Source organism: Streptomyces sp. S.PNR 29, from assembly GCF_030386795.1.
Lineage (GTDB): Bacteria > Actinomycetota > Actinomycetes > Streptomycetales > Streptomycetaceae > Streptomyces.
Map to the genome: position 1 here is coordinate 471,565 of NZ_JANUQM010000005.1, position 17,188 is coordinate 488,752.

Sequence of the window (17,188 nt, forward strand, 5' to 3'; positions counted from 1 at the left end):
CTGGCGAGCATCGTGTACTGCGCGGACGCCACCGCGGACGGCGCGAACACGTACAACGTCGTCGATGTGCGGCTCGCCCCCGGCGTGGTGGTGCCGGACATCTCGCTCGAGCGGAACGTGTACACCACCTCCTCCTGCGGCCTGTGCGGGAAGGCGAGCCTGGACGCCGTACGGACCACCGCCCGCTGGCCGGTCGCCGACACTCCCCCGGTCCGGGTCGGCCCCGACCTGCTGGCCGGCCTCACCGACCGGCTGCGCGCCGCGCAGCGGGTCTTCGACCGCACCGGGGGTCTGCACGCCGCCGGGCTGTTCTCGGCGGAGGGCGAGCTGCTGGACCTGCGTGAGGACGTGGGCCGCCACAACGCCGTCGACAAACTCATCGGCCGCGCCCTGCGGTCCGGCGCGCTGCCGCTGTCCCGGCACATCCTGCTGGTCTCCGGCCGCGCGTCCTTCGAGCTGGCGCAGAAGGCGGTCATGGCGGGCATCCCGGTGCTGGCCGCGGTCTCGGCTCCCTCCTCCCTCGCGGTGGACTTGGCGGCGGAGACCGGCCTCACGCTGGTCGGTTTCCTGCGTGGCAGCTCCATGAACGTGTACGCGGGAGAGCAGCGCATCATCCCGGGGCCGCGAGGAGGGCCCCCGGAGTGAGCCGTCGCCGCCCTCTACGGCGTGACGCAGACGGCCGCCGCGGCGACTGCGGACGTGTACGCGGCGGCGACGCGCGCGTGCCTGACCGACAGGCCGGTCAGTGCGCGGGTTCCAGCCGGACCACGATCGACTTGGAGGTGGGGGTGTTGCTGACGTCCGCGGTGGAGTCCAGCGGAACCAGGACGTTGGTCTCCGGGAAGTAGGCGGCGCAGCAGCCACGTGGGGTGGGGTACGCGACCGTACGGAACGCCGGTGCCCGGCGGTCGGCCCCGTCGGAGAACTCGCTGACGATGTCGACCAGATCGCCCTCGGCCAGGCCGTGTGCGGCGAGGTCGTCCGGATGGACGAAGAGCACCCTGCGGCCCTGGTGGACGCCGCGGTAGCGGTCGTCCAGGCCGTAGATGGTGGTGTTGTACTGGTCGTGCGAACGGAGGGTCTGGAGGAGCAGCCGGCCCGGCGGGACGCGCAGCACCTCCAGGGGGTTGACGGTGAAGTTGGCCAGCCCGGTCCCGGTGGGAAAGCGCCTCTCGTCCCGTGGAGGATGAGGCAGTGCGAAGCCGCCCGGCTGCCGTACCCGGGCGTTGAAGTCATCGAAGCCGGGGACCACCCGTGCGATCCTGTCCCGGATCCGGTCGTAGTCCGCTTCGAATGCCGTCCAGGGCACCTGCGGACCGTCGTTCCCGAGGACCGTCTTCGCCATCCGGCAGATGATCGCGACCTCGCTCAGCAGGGCGTCCGACGCCGGCGCCAGCCGCCCACGCGAGAGGTGCACCATGCCCATGGAGTCCTCCACCGTCACCAGTTGAGGCCCCGCGGGCCGGAGGTCGGCCTCGGTGCGGCCCAGGCAGGGCAGGATGAGCGCCTGCCGGCCGGCCACCGCGTGGGACCGGTTGAGCTTGGTGGAGATCTGCACCGTGAGCGCGCAGTTGCGCAGTGCCCGCTCGGTCAGCTCGGTGTCGGGAGCGGCGGAGACGAAGTTGCCGCCGAGAGCGACGAAGACCCGCACCTGCCCGTCCCGCATGGCCCGGATGGTCTCCACGGCGTCGTGGCCGTGGTGGCTCGGCGGCACGAAACCGAATTCCGCGCCGAGCGCGTCGAGGAAGGCGGTGTCCGGTTTCTCGTGGATGCCCATGGTCCGGTCGCCCTGGACGTTGGAGTGCCCGCGGACGGGGCAGAGGCCGGCGCCGGGGCGACCGATGTTGCCGCCGAGCAGCAGGAAGTTGACGACCTCGCGGATGGTCGGCACGGAGTGACGGTGCTGGGTGAGACCCATCGCCCAGCAGACCACGATCTTCCTGGCGGCCAGAACCTCCTGGAACGCCTCGCTGATCTCCTGTGCCGTCAGGCCGGTGGCCTCCAGGATGTCGTCCCAGTCCGCCTTGCGGGCCCGGTCGGCGAACTCCTCGAAACCGTGGGTGTGCGCGGTGATGAAGTCACGGTCGAGGACCGTGCCGGGAGCGTCGTCCTCCGCCTCCAGGAGCAGGCGGTTGAAGGCCTGGAAGAGGGCCTGGTCGCCGCCGAGCCTGATCTGGAGGAACCGGTCGGACAGTTGGGTGCCGGCGCCCAGCACGCCCGAGGGCCGCTGGGGGTTCTTGAACCGCAGGAGTCCGGCTTCGGGGAGCGGGTTGACGGAGATGACGCGGGCTCCCCGGGCTTTGGCGGTCTCGAGTGCCGAGAGCATCCGGGGGTGGTTGGTGCCCGGGTTCTGCCCCACGACGAGGATCAGGTCGGCCTCGTACAGGTCATCGAGGCGGACGCTGCCCTTGCCGATGCCGATGGTCTCGGTGAGGGCCGAGCCGCTGGACTCATGGCACATGTTGGAGCAGTCCGGCAGGTTGTTCGTGCCGAAGAGCCGGACGAAGAGCTGGTAGACGAAGGCGGCCTCGTTGCTCGCCCGGCCGGAGGTGTAGAAGGCGGCCTGGTCCGGGGAACCGAGCGCACCCAGCTCCCGGGCGACCACGGCGAACGCCTCGTCCCAGGAGATCTGCCGGTACCGGTCGCTGCCCGCGGGGCGGTACATGGGGTGGGTGAGGCGTCCCTGCTGACCGAGCCAGTAGTCGCTGCGGCCGGCGAGCTCTGCCAGGGTGTGCCCGGCGAAGAACTCCGGGGTGACCCGGCGCAGGGTCGCCTCCTCGGCCACCGCCTTGGCCCCGTTCTCACAGAACTCGGCACGGTGCCGGTGTTCGGGCTCCGGCCAGGCGCATCCCGGGCAGTCGAAGCCTGTCCGCTGGTTGACGCTCAGCAGGGTCAGCAGACTACGGCGGACGCCCATCTGCACGTGGGCGTGGCGCAGCGAGGAGGTGACCGCGGGAATGCCCGCGGCGTAGTCCTTCGGCGGGCCCACCCGCAGGCGGGAGTCACCGGGGTCCTCGGCAGGTGCCTCGCGGGTCATCGCCTAGCGCTCCGCGATGGTCGCGTGGGTGCCGAGGCGGTCCTGGACCCAGTCGTGGAACTCGCCGATGTGGTGCTCGCTGGGCACCAGGACACCGCCCTTGGCGTACAGGCGCGAACTCATCGCCGGCTGGCAGCGCTCACAGGCGTCGAAGTCCTGCCGGTTGACCCGGTCGAACAGCTCCACCGACCGGCTGACGTCCCGGCCGCTGTCCACCACGCCCTTCAGATAGAGCCAGTCGCACTCCACGATCGTCCGGTCGACCGCCACCGGGAACATCCGGTGGAAGATCACGTGGTCGGGGACCAGGTTGATGAAGACCTGCGGCCGTACCGTGATCGCGTAGTACCGGCGGTCCTGTTCCTCGGAGACCGTGGGGATACGGTCCAGGCCCTCCGAGCCGTCGACGGTGAATCCCCTGACGTCCGCACCGAACTCGGCGCCGTGCCCCACGTAGTACTGGGCGGCGTAGCCGTCGGCGAACTCCGGGAGCACCTCGGTCAGTTCCGGATGGATCGTCGCGCAGTGGTAGCACTCCATGAAGTTCTCGATGATCAGCTTCCAGTTCGCCTTCACGTCGTAGACGATCCGCTTGCCGACCTCCAGGCTCTCGATGTCGTACCGGTCGATGGACTCCACATCGCCCAGGCGCGCCACCACGTCCGCTGTCACCGACTGCTCGAACGAGGGCGGGTTCTCCGCCAGGCACACCCACACATAGCCCAGCCACTCGCGTACCGCCACGCTCGCCAGGCCGTACTCGGTCCGGCCGACGTCCGGCATCTTCGTCAGGTTCGGAGCGGCGACCAGCTTGCCGTTAAGGTCGTAGGTCCAGGCGTGGTACGGGCACTGGAACGCCCGCTTCACCTCGCCGGACTCCTGCGTGCACAGCTTGGCGCCCCGGTGCCGGCACACGTTGAAGAAGGCGCGGACGGAGTTGTCCCGCGACCGGGTCACCAGGACGCTCTCCCGCCCGACGTCCACGGTCCTGAACGCACCCGGCTTCGCCAGCTCCGACGAGCGTGCCACGCAGAACCACATGGACTCGAAGATGTGCTCCTGCTCCAGGCGGAAGATCTCCGGGTCCGTGTAGTGGTCACCTGGGAGGGTCGCGATCAGGCTCTCCGGCAGGCCGGTCGTAGTCATGGTTCACCTCGAAGAGAAGCGTGGTGGGCGGGCGGTGAGCGGTCGTCCGGTACTGCGGGGGTTCCTTCGATTCGAAGCCGCTAATGTTGCCTTATACGCAACGCACGTCTATCTACGCAACACACAGTGCAACCCGCCCGAAGCACTGTCAAGCCCTTGACCGCAGACGACCTCAGGCCGGACCATGTTGCGCATCAGTCTCACTGTTGCGTGATGCGCACCCCCTCAGGGAGGGCTCAGTGTCTCTTGGACCGACATCCGACCGCGAGTACGTCCTCACCCTGTCGTGCCCCGACCGATCCGGTCTCGTCCACGCCGTCACCGGCTTCCTGGTCCGGCACTCCGGGAACATCCAGGAGAGCCAGCAGTTCGACGACCGGCTGCAGGACCGCTTCTTCATGCGGGTGCACTTCGACGTCTCGGATCCGAGCACGTCGCTGGAGGTCCTTCGGTCCGGCTTCGCCCCGGTGGCGGAGGCGTACCGGATCTCCTGGCAGTTGTACGAGGCGTCGACTCCGACCCGCACACTGATCATGGTGTCGAAGTTCGGTCACTGCCTGAACGACCTGCTCTTCCGCTGGCGCACCGGCGCGCTGAACATCGAGGTTCCGGCGATCGTCTCCAACCACCGGGACTTCGAGCCGCTCGCCGAGAGCTACGGGATCCCGTTCCACCACGTGCCCGTGACCCCGGAGACGAAGCCCGACGCGGAGGCGCGTCTGCTGAAGCTCGTCGACGAACTGGACATCGACCTCGTGGTCCTCGCCCGCTACATGCAGATCCTGTCGAACGATCTGTGCAAGCAGCTCGAAGGCCGGGCGATCAACATCCACCACTCGTTCCTGCCGAGCTTCAAGGGCGCACGACCGTACGTCCAGGCGCACGAGCGCGGTGTCAAACTGGTCGGAGCGACGGCCCACTACGTCACCCCGGACCTCGACGAGGGGCCGATCATCGAGCAGGACGTGGTCCGCGTGAACCACTCGCAGGGTCCCGACAGTCTGGTCGCCCTGGGGCGGGACGTAGAGGCTCAGGTCCTGGCGCGGGCGGTGGAATGGCACACCCAGAGCCGCGTCATGATCAACGGCAACCGCACGGTCGTCTTTCGCTGAACGGCCAGGCCTGCCCCGGGGACGCCCACAGGGCGCCCACCGAAAAAGCCCCCCAGCCCCACACTTCTGTTGACCATTTCACATATGGTTTCGCTATGAGCAACTACGGCACTGAGCCCACAGTCGCTCCGAGTGGCGGAGTGCAATCCGTTGACCGCGCTGTCGCCGTGCTGGAAATTCTGGCCCAGCACGGCGAGGCGGGCGTCAGTGAAGTGGCCGCGGCGATCGATGTCCACAAGTCCACCGCCTTCCGCCTGCTCGGCGCGCTGGAGGCGCACGGGATGGTCGAGCAGGAGGGCGAGCGCGGAAAGTACCGTCTCGGCTTCGGAGTCGTGCGTCTGGCCGGTGCGGTCACGGGGCGCATCGCGGTCACCAGACATGGGCGGGGGATCTGCGAGCGTCTCGTCGACGAGGTGGGCGAGACGATGAACATCGCCGTCCTGGAATCCCACCACGCGATCAACCTCTACCAGGTGCGCGGCTCGTCCGCCATCGCCGCACAGAACTGGGTGGGGCGGCTGACTCCACTGCACTGCACCTCGAGCGGAAAGATCCTCCTGGCCCATCTCGATCCGAAGCGCCGCGACGAGTGCATCGCCGAGACCGGACTCCCTCGTCTGACCCCGCGCACGGTGACGTCCAGAAAGAAGCTGGAGGCGGAGCTCGCCGAAGCCCGCGAGCGGGGCTATGCCGTCACGATGGAGGAGTACGAGGAGGGCCTCAACGCCATGTCCGCTCCGGTGCGTTCAAGCGACGGCGAAACCATCGCCGCCCTTTCGGCGTCGGGGCCGGCCTTCCGCCTGACCGAGGAGCGGATGCACGAACTCGCGCCCGTACTGGTCGAGGGAGCGGCCGAGCTCAGCCGCCGTCTCGGCGGTACGAGCTGAGGTCCGGGAGACCGGACCCGGTCCCTGGCCTCGACAGGACAGGCCATACAGGCGGCGGTCAGGATCCGGTGTCCGGGTCCTGACCGCCGCCTTCGCGGTGGCCGTGTCAGGCCGTCCACTCCGAAGCCGCGTCCAGCAGCCAGTCCGTCAGGTACCCGGCGAAGGACGAACGGACCAGGACCCAGAACCCGGCCCGGGGTTCGGCCCGGGCGACCAGCACGACCTGGGTGCGGCCCAGGGTCGTCTGCGCGCAGCGGGCGGGGCCGAAGACCCTCGGGTGCAGATCCAGCGAGCAGCCGTGTGCCAGCAGGTCACGGGCGCGGGGGCCCGCGACGAGGAGCGTGGTGCGCTGAGCCGAGACATCGATGACGGACACCGGCTCGTCGCCCGCGCCCCCGCGGATCCGGCTCTCCACGTCCTGCTGACCGCCGGGCGGGCCCACCACGAGCCACTCGTCGGGGCCGAGCCAAAGCGCGGTCAGCTCTCCGGCGTGGACGACGGTGTTGGGTTCGACGGGCAGTTGGAGGCCCAGCGCCAGGCCCACGGCGTCGGCTGCCGCTCCCTTGGGATCGAGGCGCACGTTGATCTGGGTCAGGAAGGGGAGTTCCGCCAGCCGGATCGCGCCCCCGGACGTACGTGTCGCGGCGGCCAGGCGGTCGGCGGCGTGCGACAGAGGGCTGCGGAGCGGGGCGGTAAGGGCGGTGTCAGCCATCGCGGCGGGCTCCCTCGGGGTCGTAGAGAACGGGGCTTGCGACGGTCACCGGGACCAGCCGGTCGCCCACGGGGGCGTAGAGACGTTCGCCGATGCGGTCCCGGCCGCCCTTGATCAGGGCGAGGGCGAAGGTCCGGCCGAGGGCGGCACTGCGGTAGCTGGAGGTGACGTGTCCGAGCATCGGGACCGGCGGCGCGGGCAGTACACCGTCGGCGACCAGGTGCGTGCCCTCGGGGAGGAAGGTGCCCGGGTCCTCCGGGAGCAGACCGACCAGATGCTTGCGGTCGGGGCGGACGGTGTCGGCGCGCGCGAAGGAACGCTTGCCGATGAAGTCGGGCTTCTTCTTCGACACCACCCAGTTCATGCCGAGGTCCTGCGGCGTCACCGTGCCGTCGGTGTCCTGGCCGACGATCGGATAGCCCTTCTCCGCCCGCAGGACGTGCATCGTCTCCGTGCCGTACGGGGTGATGCCGTACGGGGCGCCGGCCTCGTACAGCGCCTCCCACAGGGCGAGGGCCTCCCACGGCGACACGTTGATCTCATAGGCGAGTTCGCCGGAGAAGCTGATCCGGCACACCCGTGCGGCGATGCCTGCGACGGTCGTCTCGCGCCACGCCATGAACGGGAAGTCCTCGTTGGCGACGGCCAGGTGAGGCGCGAGCGAGCCGAGGACCTCGCGGGACCGCGGTCCGACCAGGGCGACGGTGGCCCAGTGCTCGGTCACGGACGTGCAGTGGACGCGCAGATCGGGCCACTCGGTCTGCAGCCACTCCTCCATCCAGTCCAGTACGGCGGCCGCGTTGCCCGTCGTGGTGGTGACCAGGAAGCGGTCCTGGGCGAGGCGGATGACGGTGCCGTCGTCGAAGACCATCCCGTCGGGGCGGCACATCACGCCGTAGCGGATCATGCCGACCTTCAAGGTGCTCATCATGTTGGTGTAGAGCCGGTCGAGGAAGACGCCGGCGTCCGGGCCCTGTACGTCGATCTTGCCGAGGGTGGAGGCGTCCATGAAGGCGACGCCCTCGCGGGCGGCGGTGCACTCGCGCAGCACCGCGGCCTCCATGTCCTCGCCGTCCTGCGGGTAGTACCAGGGCCGCTTCCACTGGCCGACGTTCTCGAACAGGGCGCCGTGCGCGACATGCCACTCGTGCAGGGCGGTGGTGCGGATCGGGTCGTGCAGCGCCCCGCGGTCGCGGCCGGCGAGGGCGGCGAAGGAGACGGGGGTGTACGGCGGACGGAACGTGGTCGTGCCGAGCGCGGAGATGTCCACGCCGAGCAGTTCGGCGACGACGCCGCCGGCCAGGACGCCGGAGGTCTTGCCCTGGTCGTTGGCGGTGCCGGCCGTGGTGTAGCGCTTGGTGTGCTCGACCGAGCGCATTCCGGCACCGGTCGCCCGGGCCAGGTCGTCCACGGTGACGTCGCGCTGGAGGTCGACGAAACGCGGGGCGCCTTCCCGGCCCGGGACGGTGAAGACCTGCATGGGCGGCGTCTGCGGTTGCGCGGACACCTGCGGCAGACGGGGAGCCTCGGAGGTGTAGCCCTCGGCCTCGATCGCGCGGGCACCGGCGGCTGCCCCCTGCGCGAGGACTCGGGCCAGGTCGAAGACGCCGCTCGCGCCACCCGCGACCTCGACCGCCTGGCGGCAGGCGTCGGGGACGAAGGTGCCGAGCGTCTCGTCGTAGCGCAGCTTGCCGCCCGCCTGGCTGAACAGGTGTGCCACCGGGTTCCAGCCGCCGGAGACCAGCAGCAGGTCGGCGGCGAACTCCCGTCGGCCTGTCGCCTCCCCGTACGGGGCGACGCTCACGGCGGTGAGCCGGGCGGCGCCTTCGGTGGCGATCACGGCGTGGCCCGGCAGTACCTCGATGCCGGCCTGCCGGGCACGCTCCGCCCACTCCCCCGGTTCGGGGCGGGTGTCGACGACGGCCCCGACGGCCACGCCCGCCGCGGTGAGGTCCAGTGCTGCCGCATAGGCGCTGTCGTTGGTGGTGAAGACGACCGCGTGGCGGCCGGGCAGAGCAGCGTACTTGTGCAGGTAGGCGCGGGCCGAGGCGGCCAGCATCACACCGGGGCGGTCGTTGTCCGCGAAGGCCAGCGAACGCTCATGGGCGCCGGTGGCCAGGACGACGCGACGGGCGCGGATGCGCCAGACGCGTTCGCGGGACACGTGCTCCGGGGCCTCGGCGCCCAGGTGGTTGGTGCGGCGCTCCACGGCGAGGAGGTGGTTGTCGTCGTAGTAACCGAAGACGGTGGTGCGGCGCAGTACGCGTACGTCGGGGGCGGCGTCGAGCCGGGCGGTCGTCTCGTCCACCCAGTCGAGGAGTTCGCCGGTGCCGAGGAGGCTGCCGCCGGGTTCCGGTTGGTCGTCGGCGAGGATGACGCGGGCACCTGAGCGGGCGGCGGCCGCCGCTGCGGCGAGGCCGGCCGGGCCCGCGCCGACGATCAGCAGGTCGCAGTGGGCGTGTACGGCGTCGTAGCGGGCCGGGTCCGGTTCGGTGGCGAGGCGGCCCTGGCCCGGGAGGCTGCTCGCGACCAGGCCGTCGTAGAGCTCGACGGTCGTGGCGGGCAGCATCGGCTCGGGGAAGGGGGCCTCGATCTGGATGACGGCGTTGGGCTCCTCGACGCCGGCCGAGAAGATTCCTCGCGGGCGGCCGAGCTTGATGCTGGTGCCGGTCTGGATGACGCCGTTGGCGAGGAGGGCGGAGGCGAGGGTGTCGCCCCGGTAGCCCTGGTATTCGGTGCCGTCGAAGGTGAAGGTGAGGGGGGTGTCGCGGTGGATTCGGCCGCGGGTGGGGTGGCGGAACGGCTGGGTGTTCTCCCCCACCCCGCCTCTTCCCGAAACCAGGGGCTCCGCCCCTGGACCCCGCTGGGGGCTCTGCGCCCAGGCCCCCGTATCGGCCTGAACGGCCTCGTCCTCAATCGCCGGACGGGCTGGAGTCGCTGAACTCGGCTGAAGAGTGACGGGACGCGGCTCCACCGTCTCCGGGCGCTCCTCCCCCGCCCGGTACACCGCCAGCACCTCGTTCGTCGACGTGTCCCGCACCGCGTTGAACCAGCGGCGGCAGCCCGCCGCGTGGCTCCAGCGCTCGGCGAAGGGTCCCTTCGTGTTCTCGCGGAAGAAGAGGTACCGGGCCCACTCCTCGTCGGTGAGGGAGGCCGGGTCCTCCGGGTACGGCACGTGGGCCTGGCCGCCGTAGTGGAACTCGGCCTCGTCGCGGGGCCCGCACCACGGGCAGGGGATCAGCAGCATGGTTCGGCTCCCTAGTGGTCCTAGTGGGCCACCGCGGCCGCGCCGTGCTCGTCGACGAGCGCGCCGGTGGTGAAACGGTCGAGCGAGAAGGGGGCGTTGAGCGGGTGGGGGACGTCATGGGCGATGGTGTGGGCGTAGACCCAGCCGACCCCCGGAGTCGCCTTGAAACCGCCGGTGCCCCATCCGCAGTTGAGGTACAGGTTGTCCACCGGGGTGAGGCCGATGATCGGCGAGGCGTCGGGGCTGACGTCGACGATGCCGCCCCAGGTGCGCAGCACATGGGCCCGGGCGAAGACCGGGAAGAGTTCCAGGGCCGCGGACATCTGCTCTTCGATGATGTGGAAGGCGCCGCGCTGGGTGTAGGAGTTGTACGAGTCGATGCCCGCGCCCATGACCAGCTCGCCCTTGTGCGCCTGGCTGACATACACGTGCACCGCGTTGGACATGACGACCGTCGGGTGCACCGGCTCCAGCAACTCCGACACCAGCGCCTGCAACGGGTGGCTCTGGAGGGGCAGTTCGATGCCCGCCATCGCCGCCAGCACCGAGGTGTGGCCCGCCGAGCACAGGGCCACCTTGCCCGCCGCGATCGGGCCCCGGGTGGTCTGGACGCCGACCACCCGGTTGCCGACCACGTCGAGGCCGGTGACCTCGCAGTTCTGGATGATGTCGATCCCGGCGGCGTCGGCGGAGCGGGCCAGGCCCCACGCCACGTGGTCGTGCTTGGCGATCCCGGCGCGCGGCTGGTAGGTGGCGCCCAGGACCGGATAGCGCACGTCCGGGGAGATGTTGACGATCGGGCAGACGTCCTTGACGCCGTCGGCGTCGAGCCACTCGGCGTCCACGCCGTTGAGGCGGTTCGCCTCGACTCGGCGCACGCTGTCGCGGACGTCCTGGAGGCTGTGGGCGAGGTTCAGTACGCCGCGCTGGGAGAAGAGGATCGGGTAGTCGAGCTCCTCCGCCAGGCCCTCCCACAGCTTGAGCGCGTGCTCGTAGATGCCGGCGCTCTCGTCCCAGAGGTAGTTGGAGCGGATGATCGTGGTGTTGCGGGCCATGTTGCCGCCCGCCAGCCAGCCCTTCTCCAGCACGGCGACGTTGGTGATGCCGTGGTTCTTCGCCAGGTAGTGGGCGGTGGCCAGGCCGTGACCGCCGCCGCCGACGATGACGACGTCGTACGAGCGCTTCGGCTCGGGGGTGCGCCACAGCCAGTCGGGGTGTTCGGGGAGCTCGGCGCCGGGGGTGCGGGGGCTCATCGGGCGTCTCCGTTGTCGGACAGGTGGGGGTAGAGCGGGTGCTTGGCGGCCAGTGCCTCCGTGCGGGCGCGCAGGGCGGCCACGTCCGGCTCCGGCTGGAGTGCGAGGGCGATCACGTCCGCCACCTCGGCGAAGTCCTGCTCGGTGAAGCCGCGGGTGGCCAGTGCCGGGGTGCCGACGCGCAGGCCCGAGGTGACCATGGGCGGGCGCGGGTCGAACGGCACGGCGTTGCGGTTGACGGTGATCCCGATCTCGTGGAGCAGGTCCTCGGCCTGGCGGCCGTCCAGCTCCGAGTCGCGCAGGTCGACGAGGACGAGGTGGACGTCCGTGCCGCCGGTCAGCACCTTCACTCCGGCGGCCGCCGCGTCCGGCTGGGTGAGGCGTTCGGCCAGGATGCGGGCACCCGCGAGCGTGCGGGCCTGGCGTTCGGCGAACTCCGGTGACGCCGCGACCTTGAACGACACGGCCTTCGCGGCGATGACGTGCTCCAGCGGGCCGCCCTGCATACCGGGGAACACCGCCGAGTTGATCTTCTTGGCGAGGTCGGCGTCGTTGGTGAGGACGACTCCGCCGCGCGGACCGCCGAGCGTCTTGTGCGTCGTCGTGGTCGTGACGTGGGCGTGCGGTACGGGGTTGGGGTGCAGTCCCGCCGCCACCAGGCCGGCGAAGTGCGCCATGTCCACCATCAGCAGGGCGCCCACCTCGTCGGCGATTCTGCGGAAGGCCGCGAAGTCCAGCTGCCTCGGGTACGCCGACCAGCCCGCGATGATCATCTTGGGGCGGTGTTCCTTGGCGAGCCGCTCGACCTCGTCCATGTCGACGAGGTTGTCCGTCTCGGACACGTGGTACGGCACGACGTTCAGCATCTTGCCGCTGTAGTTGATGCGCATGCCGTGCGTGAGGTGCCCGCCGTGCGCGAGGTCGAGGCCGAGGATCGTGTCGCCTGGCTGGAGCAGGGCGAAGAAGACGGCGGTGTTGGCCTGGGCTCCCGAGTGCGGCTGCACGTTGGCGAACCCGGCGCCGAAGAGGGCCTTGATCCGCTCGATGGCCAGCCGCTCGGTGACGTCGACGTGCTCGCAGCCGCCGTAGTAGCGGCGGCCCGGGTACCCCTCGGCGTACTTGTTGGTCGCGACCGAGCCCTGGGCCTCCATCACGGCACAGGGCGCGAAGTTCTCGGAGGCGATCATCTCCAGGGTGGACTGCTGGCGGTGCAGCTCGGCGCGGAGCGCGGCGTGGACCTCGGGGTCCAGCTCCGCCAGGGGGGTGTTCAGCGCGTTCATACGGCGTTCGCGTTCCTCTCGGCGGCCTCGACGACGTTGGCGAGCAGCATGGCTCGGGTCATGGGGCCCACGCCCCCGGGCATCGGCGCGAGCCATCCGGCGACCTGGGCGGCGTCCGGGTGGATGTCGCCGACCAGGCCCTGGTCGGTGCGGGTGATGCCGACGTCCAGGACGGCCGCGCCGGGGCGCAGCATGTCCTTGGTGATCAGTCCGGGCGAGCCGGCGGCCGCGACGACGATGTCCGCCTCGCGCGTGTGCCAGGCCAGGCCCTTGGTTCCGGTGTGGCAGAGGGTGACGGTGGCGTTCTCGGATCTGCGGGTGAGCAGGAGCCCGATGGGGCGTCCGACGGTGATGCCCCGGCCGATCACGCACACCCGCGCTCCGGCCAGCGGCACGTCGTGGCGGCGGAGCAGTTCGACGATGCCGCGTGGGGTGCACGGCAGCGGGGCCTCGACGCCTAGGACGAGCCGGCCGAGGTTGACGGGGTGCAGTCCGTCGGCGTCCTTGGCCGGGTCCATGCGTTCCAGGACGGCGTTGGCGTCCAGGTGCCGCGGCAGCGGGAGCTGGACGATGTAGCCGGTGCAGGCGGGGTCGGCGTTGAGTTCGTCGATCGTCTCCTCGACCTGCTGCTGCGAGGCGTCGGCGGGCAGCTCCCGGCGGATGGAGGCGATGCCCACCTGGGCACAGTCGCGGTGCTTGCCGACGACGTAGGCGTGGCTGCCCGGGTCGTCGCCGACCAGGACGGTGCCCAGGCCCGGCGGGCGGCCCGTGGTCGCGGTCGACTTGGCCACACGCTCGGCGAGTTCGCGGCGGATGGCGGCGGCAGTGGCCTTGCCGTCGAGCAGGTGTGCGGTGGTCACCGGCGGTGTTCCTTCCCTGCGGTCAGCCACGGAGGCGGGACATGGTCGGGTCGAACAGGGGCTCCTCGGCGACCTGCGCCTCGACGCGCTGGTCGAAGTAGCCGATGTGCACGGTGGTGCCGGGGGTGGTGAGTTCCGTGGGCAGCCAGGCGTAGGCGATGCCCTTGCCGATCGTGTAGCCGTAGGCGGCGCTGGTGACGTAGCCGACCGCGCGGGCGCCGTCGTACACCGGCTCCTTGCCCATGACGACCGCCCGCGGGTCGTCGATCGTGAGGCAGGTCAGCTTGCGCCGTACGTCGGCCTTGCGGCGCTCCAGCGCGGCCTTGCCGATGAAGTCGTCCTTGTCGGGCTTGACGGCGAAGCCGACGCCGGCCTCGTAGGGGTCGTGTTCGTAGGTCATGTCGGTGCCGAAGGAGCGGTAGCCCTTCTCCAGGCGGAGGCTGTTGAAGGCGCCTCGGCCGGCCGCGATGCCGCCCAGTGGCCTGGCCGCCCGCCACAGGGTGTCCCACAGCTTCTGGCCCAGGTCCGCGGTGGTGTAGAGCTCCCAGCCGAGCTCACCGACGTACGACAGGCGCATGGCCGTGACGGGGACGGAGCCGATGTGGGCGCGCTTGGCGCGGAAGTACTTCAGGCCGGTCGCCGAGAAGTCGGCGTCGGTGAGCGGCTGCAGGACGTCACGGGCGAGCGGTCCCCACAGGCCGATGCAGCAGGTACCGGGGGTGATGTCGCGGACCTGCACCGTGCCGTCGGCGGGGAGGTGGCGGGTGAACCAGTCGAGGTCCAGGTTGCCGTTGGCGCCGACCTGGAAGAGACCGGGGGCCAGCCGGGCGACGGTGATGTCGCTGCGGATGCCGCCGTCGTGGTCGAGCAGGAGGGTGTACGTCACCGAGCCGACCGACTTGGCGACCTTGCCGGTGCACAGCCGCTCCAGGAAGTCCGCGGCACCGCGCCCGCTGACCTCCAGCCGCTTGAGGGCCGTCATGTCGTACATCGCGACGGTCTCGCGGGTGATCTGCGCCTCGGCGCCGACGACGGGCGACCAGTAGCGCGCGGCCCAGTCGTTGGGGGTGGGGATGGAACGGCCCTCGACCAGGCCCGCGTTGGCCTCGTACCACTGGGGGCGCTCCCAGCCGTTCGCCTCCAGGAAGAAGGCGCCCAGCTCCTGCTGGCGGGCGTGGAACGGGCTGGTGCGGATCGGGCGCGGGTCCCCGGAAGGCTGGAGGGGGTGCAGGATGTCGTAGACCTCGACGAAGTTCTGGCAGTCGCGGGCCAGTACGTACTGCGGGGAGAGCTGGTGCGGCTCGAAGCGGTTGACGTCGCACTCGTGCAGGTCGAAGGAGGAGCAGTAGCCGTCGACCAGCCACTCGGCCATGGCCCGCCCCACGCCCGCGGAGTGGGTGACCCAGACGGCCTCGGCGACCCAGAACCCCTTGACGTCCGGGGATTCGCCGAGCAGGGGCAGGCCGTCGGTGGTGAAGGAGAACAGGCCGTTGATGCCCTCCTCGACCTTCGCCTCCTTGGTGGCCGGGAGCAGTGACTGGGTCTCGGTCCAGGCGTCCTCGAAGTCCTCCTCGGTGAACTTCAGGACGGACGGCATCTCGTCGGCCTCGTCCACGGAGAGGATGTCGTCGGCGGATACCGGCATCGGGCGGTGTCCGTAGTAGCCGATGCCCAGGCCGTCGAAGCGGTCGCGGTAGTAGAGGTCGGCGTCCTGGTGGCGCAGGATCGGGCGGACCGCCTCCTGCGTCTGGCCCGCCAGGGCCGGTACCGGCCCCGTCCAGGCCAGTTGGTGGGCGAGCGGGGTGAGCGGGAGGTTCATGCCGGCCATGCGGGCGATCTTCGGGCCCCAGATGCCGGCGCAGCACACGACGATGTCGGCGGGGAGCTCGCCCTGGTCGGTGAGGACGCCGGTCACCTCGCCGTCGGCCTGAGTCACGTCGAGGACTTCGTGGCGGGCGAGGAAGCGCACGCCGCGCTCGGTGGCCCGGCGGATCTGCGCCTCGACGGCGAGGACGGCCTTCGCGAGGCCGTCCGTCGGCACCAGGAGGCCGGCGAGGACCTTGTCCGGATTCACGAGCGGGTGCTGCTCGACGCACTCTTCGGTGCTCAGCAGCCGGGATTCGATGCCCCAGGAGGTGAGCCAGCCGTGGCGGCGGTGGAGTTCCGCGACGCGCTCCGGGGTGGTCGCCACTTCGAGGCCGCCGACCTGCAGGAAGCAGGGCTGTCCGTCGACGTCGAGGGAGCAGAACTTCTCGACGGTGTAGCGGGCCATCTCGGTCATGGTCTTGGAGGGGTTGGTCTGGAAGACCAGGCCCGGGGCGTGCGACGACGATCCCCCGGTGGCGGGCAGCGGGCCCTGGTCGACCACGGTCACTTCGGTCCAGCCTCGCGCGGAGATCTCGTCGGCGAGCGCTGCTCCCACGACGCCCGCTCCGATGATGACCACCCGGGGTCCCGCCATCGCCGCACCTCCGACGTTGAAAGCGATCCAGTTGCTGTGTGCGCAACATGGTTCAGGTTGCGCAACTCAATGTGCCCGCCGGGGAGGGGCGTGTCAAGGGGTCCGTGACGCCGGAAAAACCCCCGAGGACGACCGGGAGAACCGCCCCGGACGCGACGAGGCCCGGCAGGCTGACAGCGCAGCCTGCCGGGCCTCTCCGGCGGGTTCAGGAAGCCGTCGTACGCCCTACTTGATCCAGGCGTCGACCTTGTCGCGGTTGGCCTCGACCCACTTCTTCGCCGCCGCTTCGGGCGCCATCTTGTCCACCGCGATGTACTTGGCCACGGTGTTCTGGTCGTCGTTCGTCCAGTGGAAGTTCTTCACCAGGTCATAGGCCGGGCTGCCCGACTTGGCGAACTTGGCGCTGACGATCTTGTCCAGGTTGTACACGGGGTAGTCGCACGCGACCTTCTCGGCGTCGGCGTCGCAGCCCTGCTTGTACTCGGGCAGCTTGACGTGCACCAGCGGCACCTCGGACAGGAACCACTGCGGCTCGTAGAAGTAGCCGATCACCCATTCCTTGTTCTTCTCGGCGTTCCGGTACGCCTGGATGAGCGCGGTCTCGCTGCCCGCGTACACCACCTTGAAGTCCAGCTTCAGGTTCTTCACCAGCGCCTCGTCGTTGGTGACGTACGAGGGGTCGCCGTCGAGGAGCTGGCCCTTGCCGCCCGACTCCGAGGTCTTGAACTTGGAGGCGTACTTGTTCAGGTTCTTCCAGTCGGTGATGTCCGGGTGCGCCTTGGCCAGCCACGGCGGTACGAACCAGCCGATGATGCCCTTGTTGCCGGTCGGGCCGGCCTCGACGGCCGTCTTCTGCTGGGTGATGTACTTCTTCTTCAGATCGTCGTGACCCCAGTTCTCGACGACGGCGTCGACCTCGCCCGTCCCGAAGCCCTGCCAGGCGATCTCCTCCTTCAGGTCCTTCTGGTTGACCTTGCAGCCGAGGTCGTGCTCGGCGACGTACGCGAGGACCGCCGCGTTCGCCTCGTAGCCGACCCACGGGTTGACCGCGAGGTTGAAGGTGCCGCACTTGTCCGAGCTGCCCGAGCCGCCGCCGCTGTCGGCACCGACCTTCGCGCCGCCGCAGGCCGTGAGGGTGAGGCCGAGGACGGCCAGGCCGGCCGCGCCGGCTCGCCAGTGTCTTGCCATGGTGT

The 17,188-nt window shown here is 70.3% G+C and carries 11 protein-coding genes and 1 pseudogene; 3 read left to right on the forward strand and 9 right to left on the reverse strand.

All coding sequences use genetic code 11. The features are described 5' to 3' along the window. Positions 1-6: 6 nt before the first annotated feature. Positions 7-645: pseudogene (gene fdhD / locus NW895_RS17015) on the forward strand (formate dehydrogenase accessory sulfurtransferase FdhD); the annotation flags it as partial. A 97-nt stretch (positions 646-742) separates the two neighbouring features. Here fdhD and NW895_RS17020 read toward each other — a convergent pair. Next, positions 743-3,037, reverse strand: coding sequence for an FdhF/YdeP family oxidoreductase (locus tag NW895_RS17020; protein WP_289936399.1), 2,295 nt, complete (start codon positions 3,035-3,037; stop codon positions 743-745). 3 nt (positions 3,038-3,040) lie between these two features. Further along, positions 3,041-4,183, reverse strand: coding sequence for an aromatic ring-hydroxylating dioxygenase subunit alpha (locus NW895_RS17025; protein WP_289936400.1), 1,143 nt, complete (start codon positions 4,181-4,183; stop codon positions 3,041-3,043). Positions 4,184-4,422: 239 nt separating this feature from the next. Here NW895_RS17025 and purU point away from each other — a divergent pair, with 239 nt between their 5' ends. Continuing rightward, complete coding sequence (gene purU, locus NW895_RS17030) at positions 4,423-5,295, forward strand: formyltetrahydrofolate deformylase (RefSeq protein WP_289936402.1); 873 nt, start codon at positions 4,423-4,425, stop codon at positions 5,293-5,295. Between the two features lie 95 nt (positions 5,296-5,390). Next, complete coding sequence (locus NW895_RS17035; RefSeq protein ID WP_289936403.1) at positions 5,391-6,182, forward strand: IclR family transcriptional regulator; 792 nt, start codon at positions 5,391-5,393, stop codon at positions 6,180-6,182. A 106-nt stretch (positions 6,183-6,288) separates the two neighbouring features. On the opposite strand, the gene NW895_RS17040 is transcribed toward NW895_RS17035, so the two are convergent. The 7 genes from NW895_RS17040 to NW895_RS17070 form a co-directional block, all read right to left on the reverse strand. Beyond that, on the reverse strand, positions 6,289-6,894 hold the full coding sequence (locus NW895_RS17040; protein WP_289936404.1) for a sarcosine oxidase subunit gamma family protein: 606 nt from the start codon (positions 6,892-6,894) through the stop codon (positions 6,289-6,291). After that, complete coding sequence (locus tag NW895_RS17045; protein WP_289936405.1) at positions 6,887-10,141, reverse strand: sarcosine oxidase subunit alpha family protein; 3,255 nt, start codon at positions 10,139-10,141, stop codon at positions 6,887-6,889. Before NW895_RS17045 ends, NW895_RS17040 begins: the two co-directional genes overlap by 8 nt. A 20-nt stretch (positions 10,142-10,161) precedes the next feature. Next, complete coding sequence (locus NW895_RS17050) at positions 10,162-11,394, reverse strand: sarcosine oxidase subunit beta family protein (RefSeq protein WP_289936406.1); 1,233 nt, start codon at positions 11,392-11,394, stop codon at positions 10,162-10,164. Continuing rightward, entirely contained in the window at positions 11,391-12,674 is a 1,284-nt protein-coding gene (glyA, locus tag NW895_RS17055; protein WP_289936407.1) for a serine hydroxymethyltransferase, read from the reverse strand. Before glyA ends, NW895_RS17050 begins: the two co-directional genes overlap by 4 nt. Further along, complete coding sequence (locus tag NW895_RS17060) at positions 12,671-13,534, reverse strand: bifunctional methylenetetrahydrofolate dehydrogenase/methenyltetrahydrofolate cyclohydrolase (RefSeq protein ID WP_289936408.1); 864 nt, start codon at positions 13,532-13,534, stop codon at positions 12,671-12,673. Before NW895_RS17060 ends, glyA begins: the two co-directional genes overlap by 4 nt. A gap of 22 nt (positions 13,535-13,556) precedes the next feature. Beyond that, entirely contained in the window at positions 13,557-15,995 is a 2,439-nt protein-coding gene (locus NW895_RS17065) for an FAD-dependent oxidoreductase (protein ID WP_289936409.1), read from the reverse strand. 225 nt (positions 15,996-16,220) lie between these two features. Next, positions 16,221-17,183, reverse strand: a complete 963-nt coding sequence (locus tag NW895_RS17070; protein WP_289936410.1) for an ABC transporter substrate-binding protein — start codon at positions 17,181-17,183, stop codon at positions 16,221-16,223. Between the last annotated feature and the right edge of the window lie 5 nt (positions 17,184-17,188).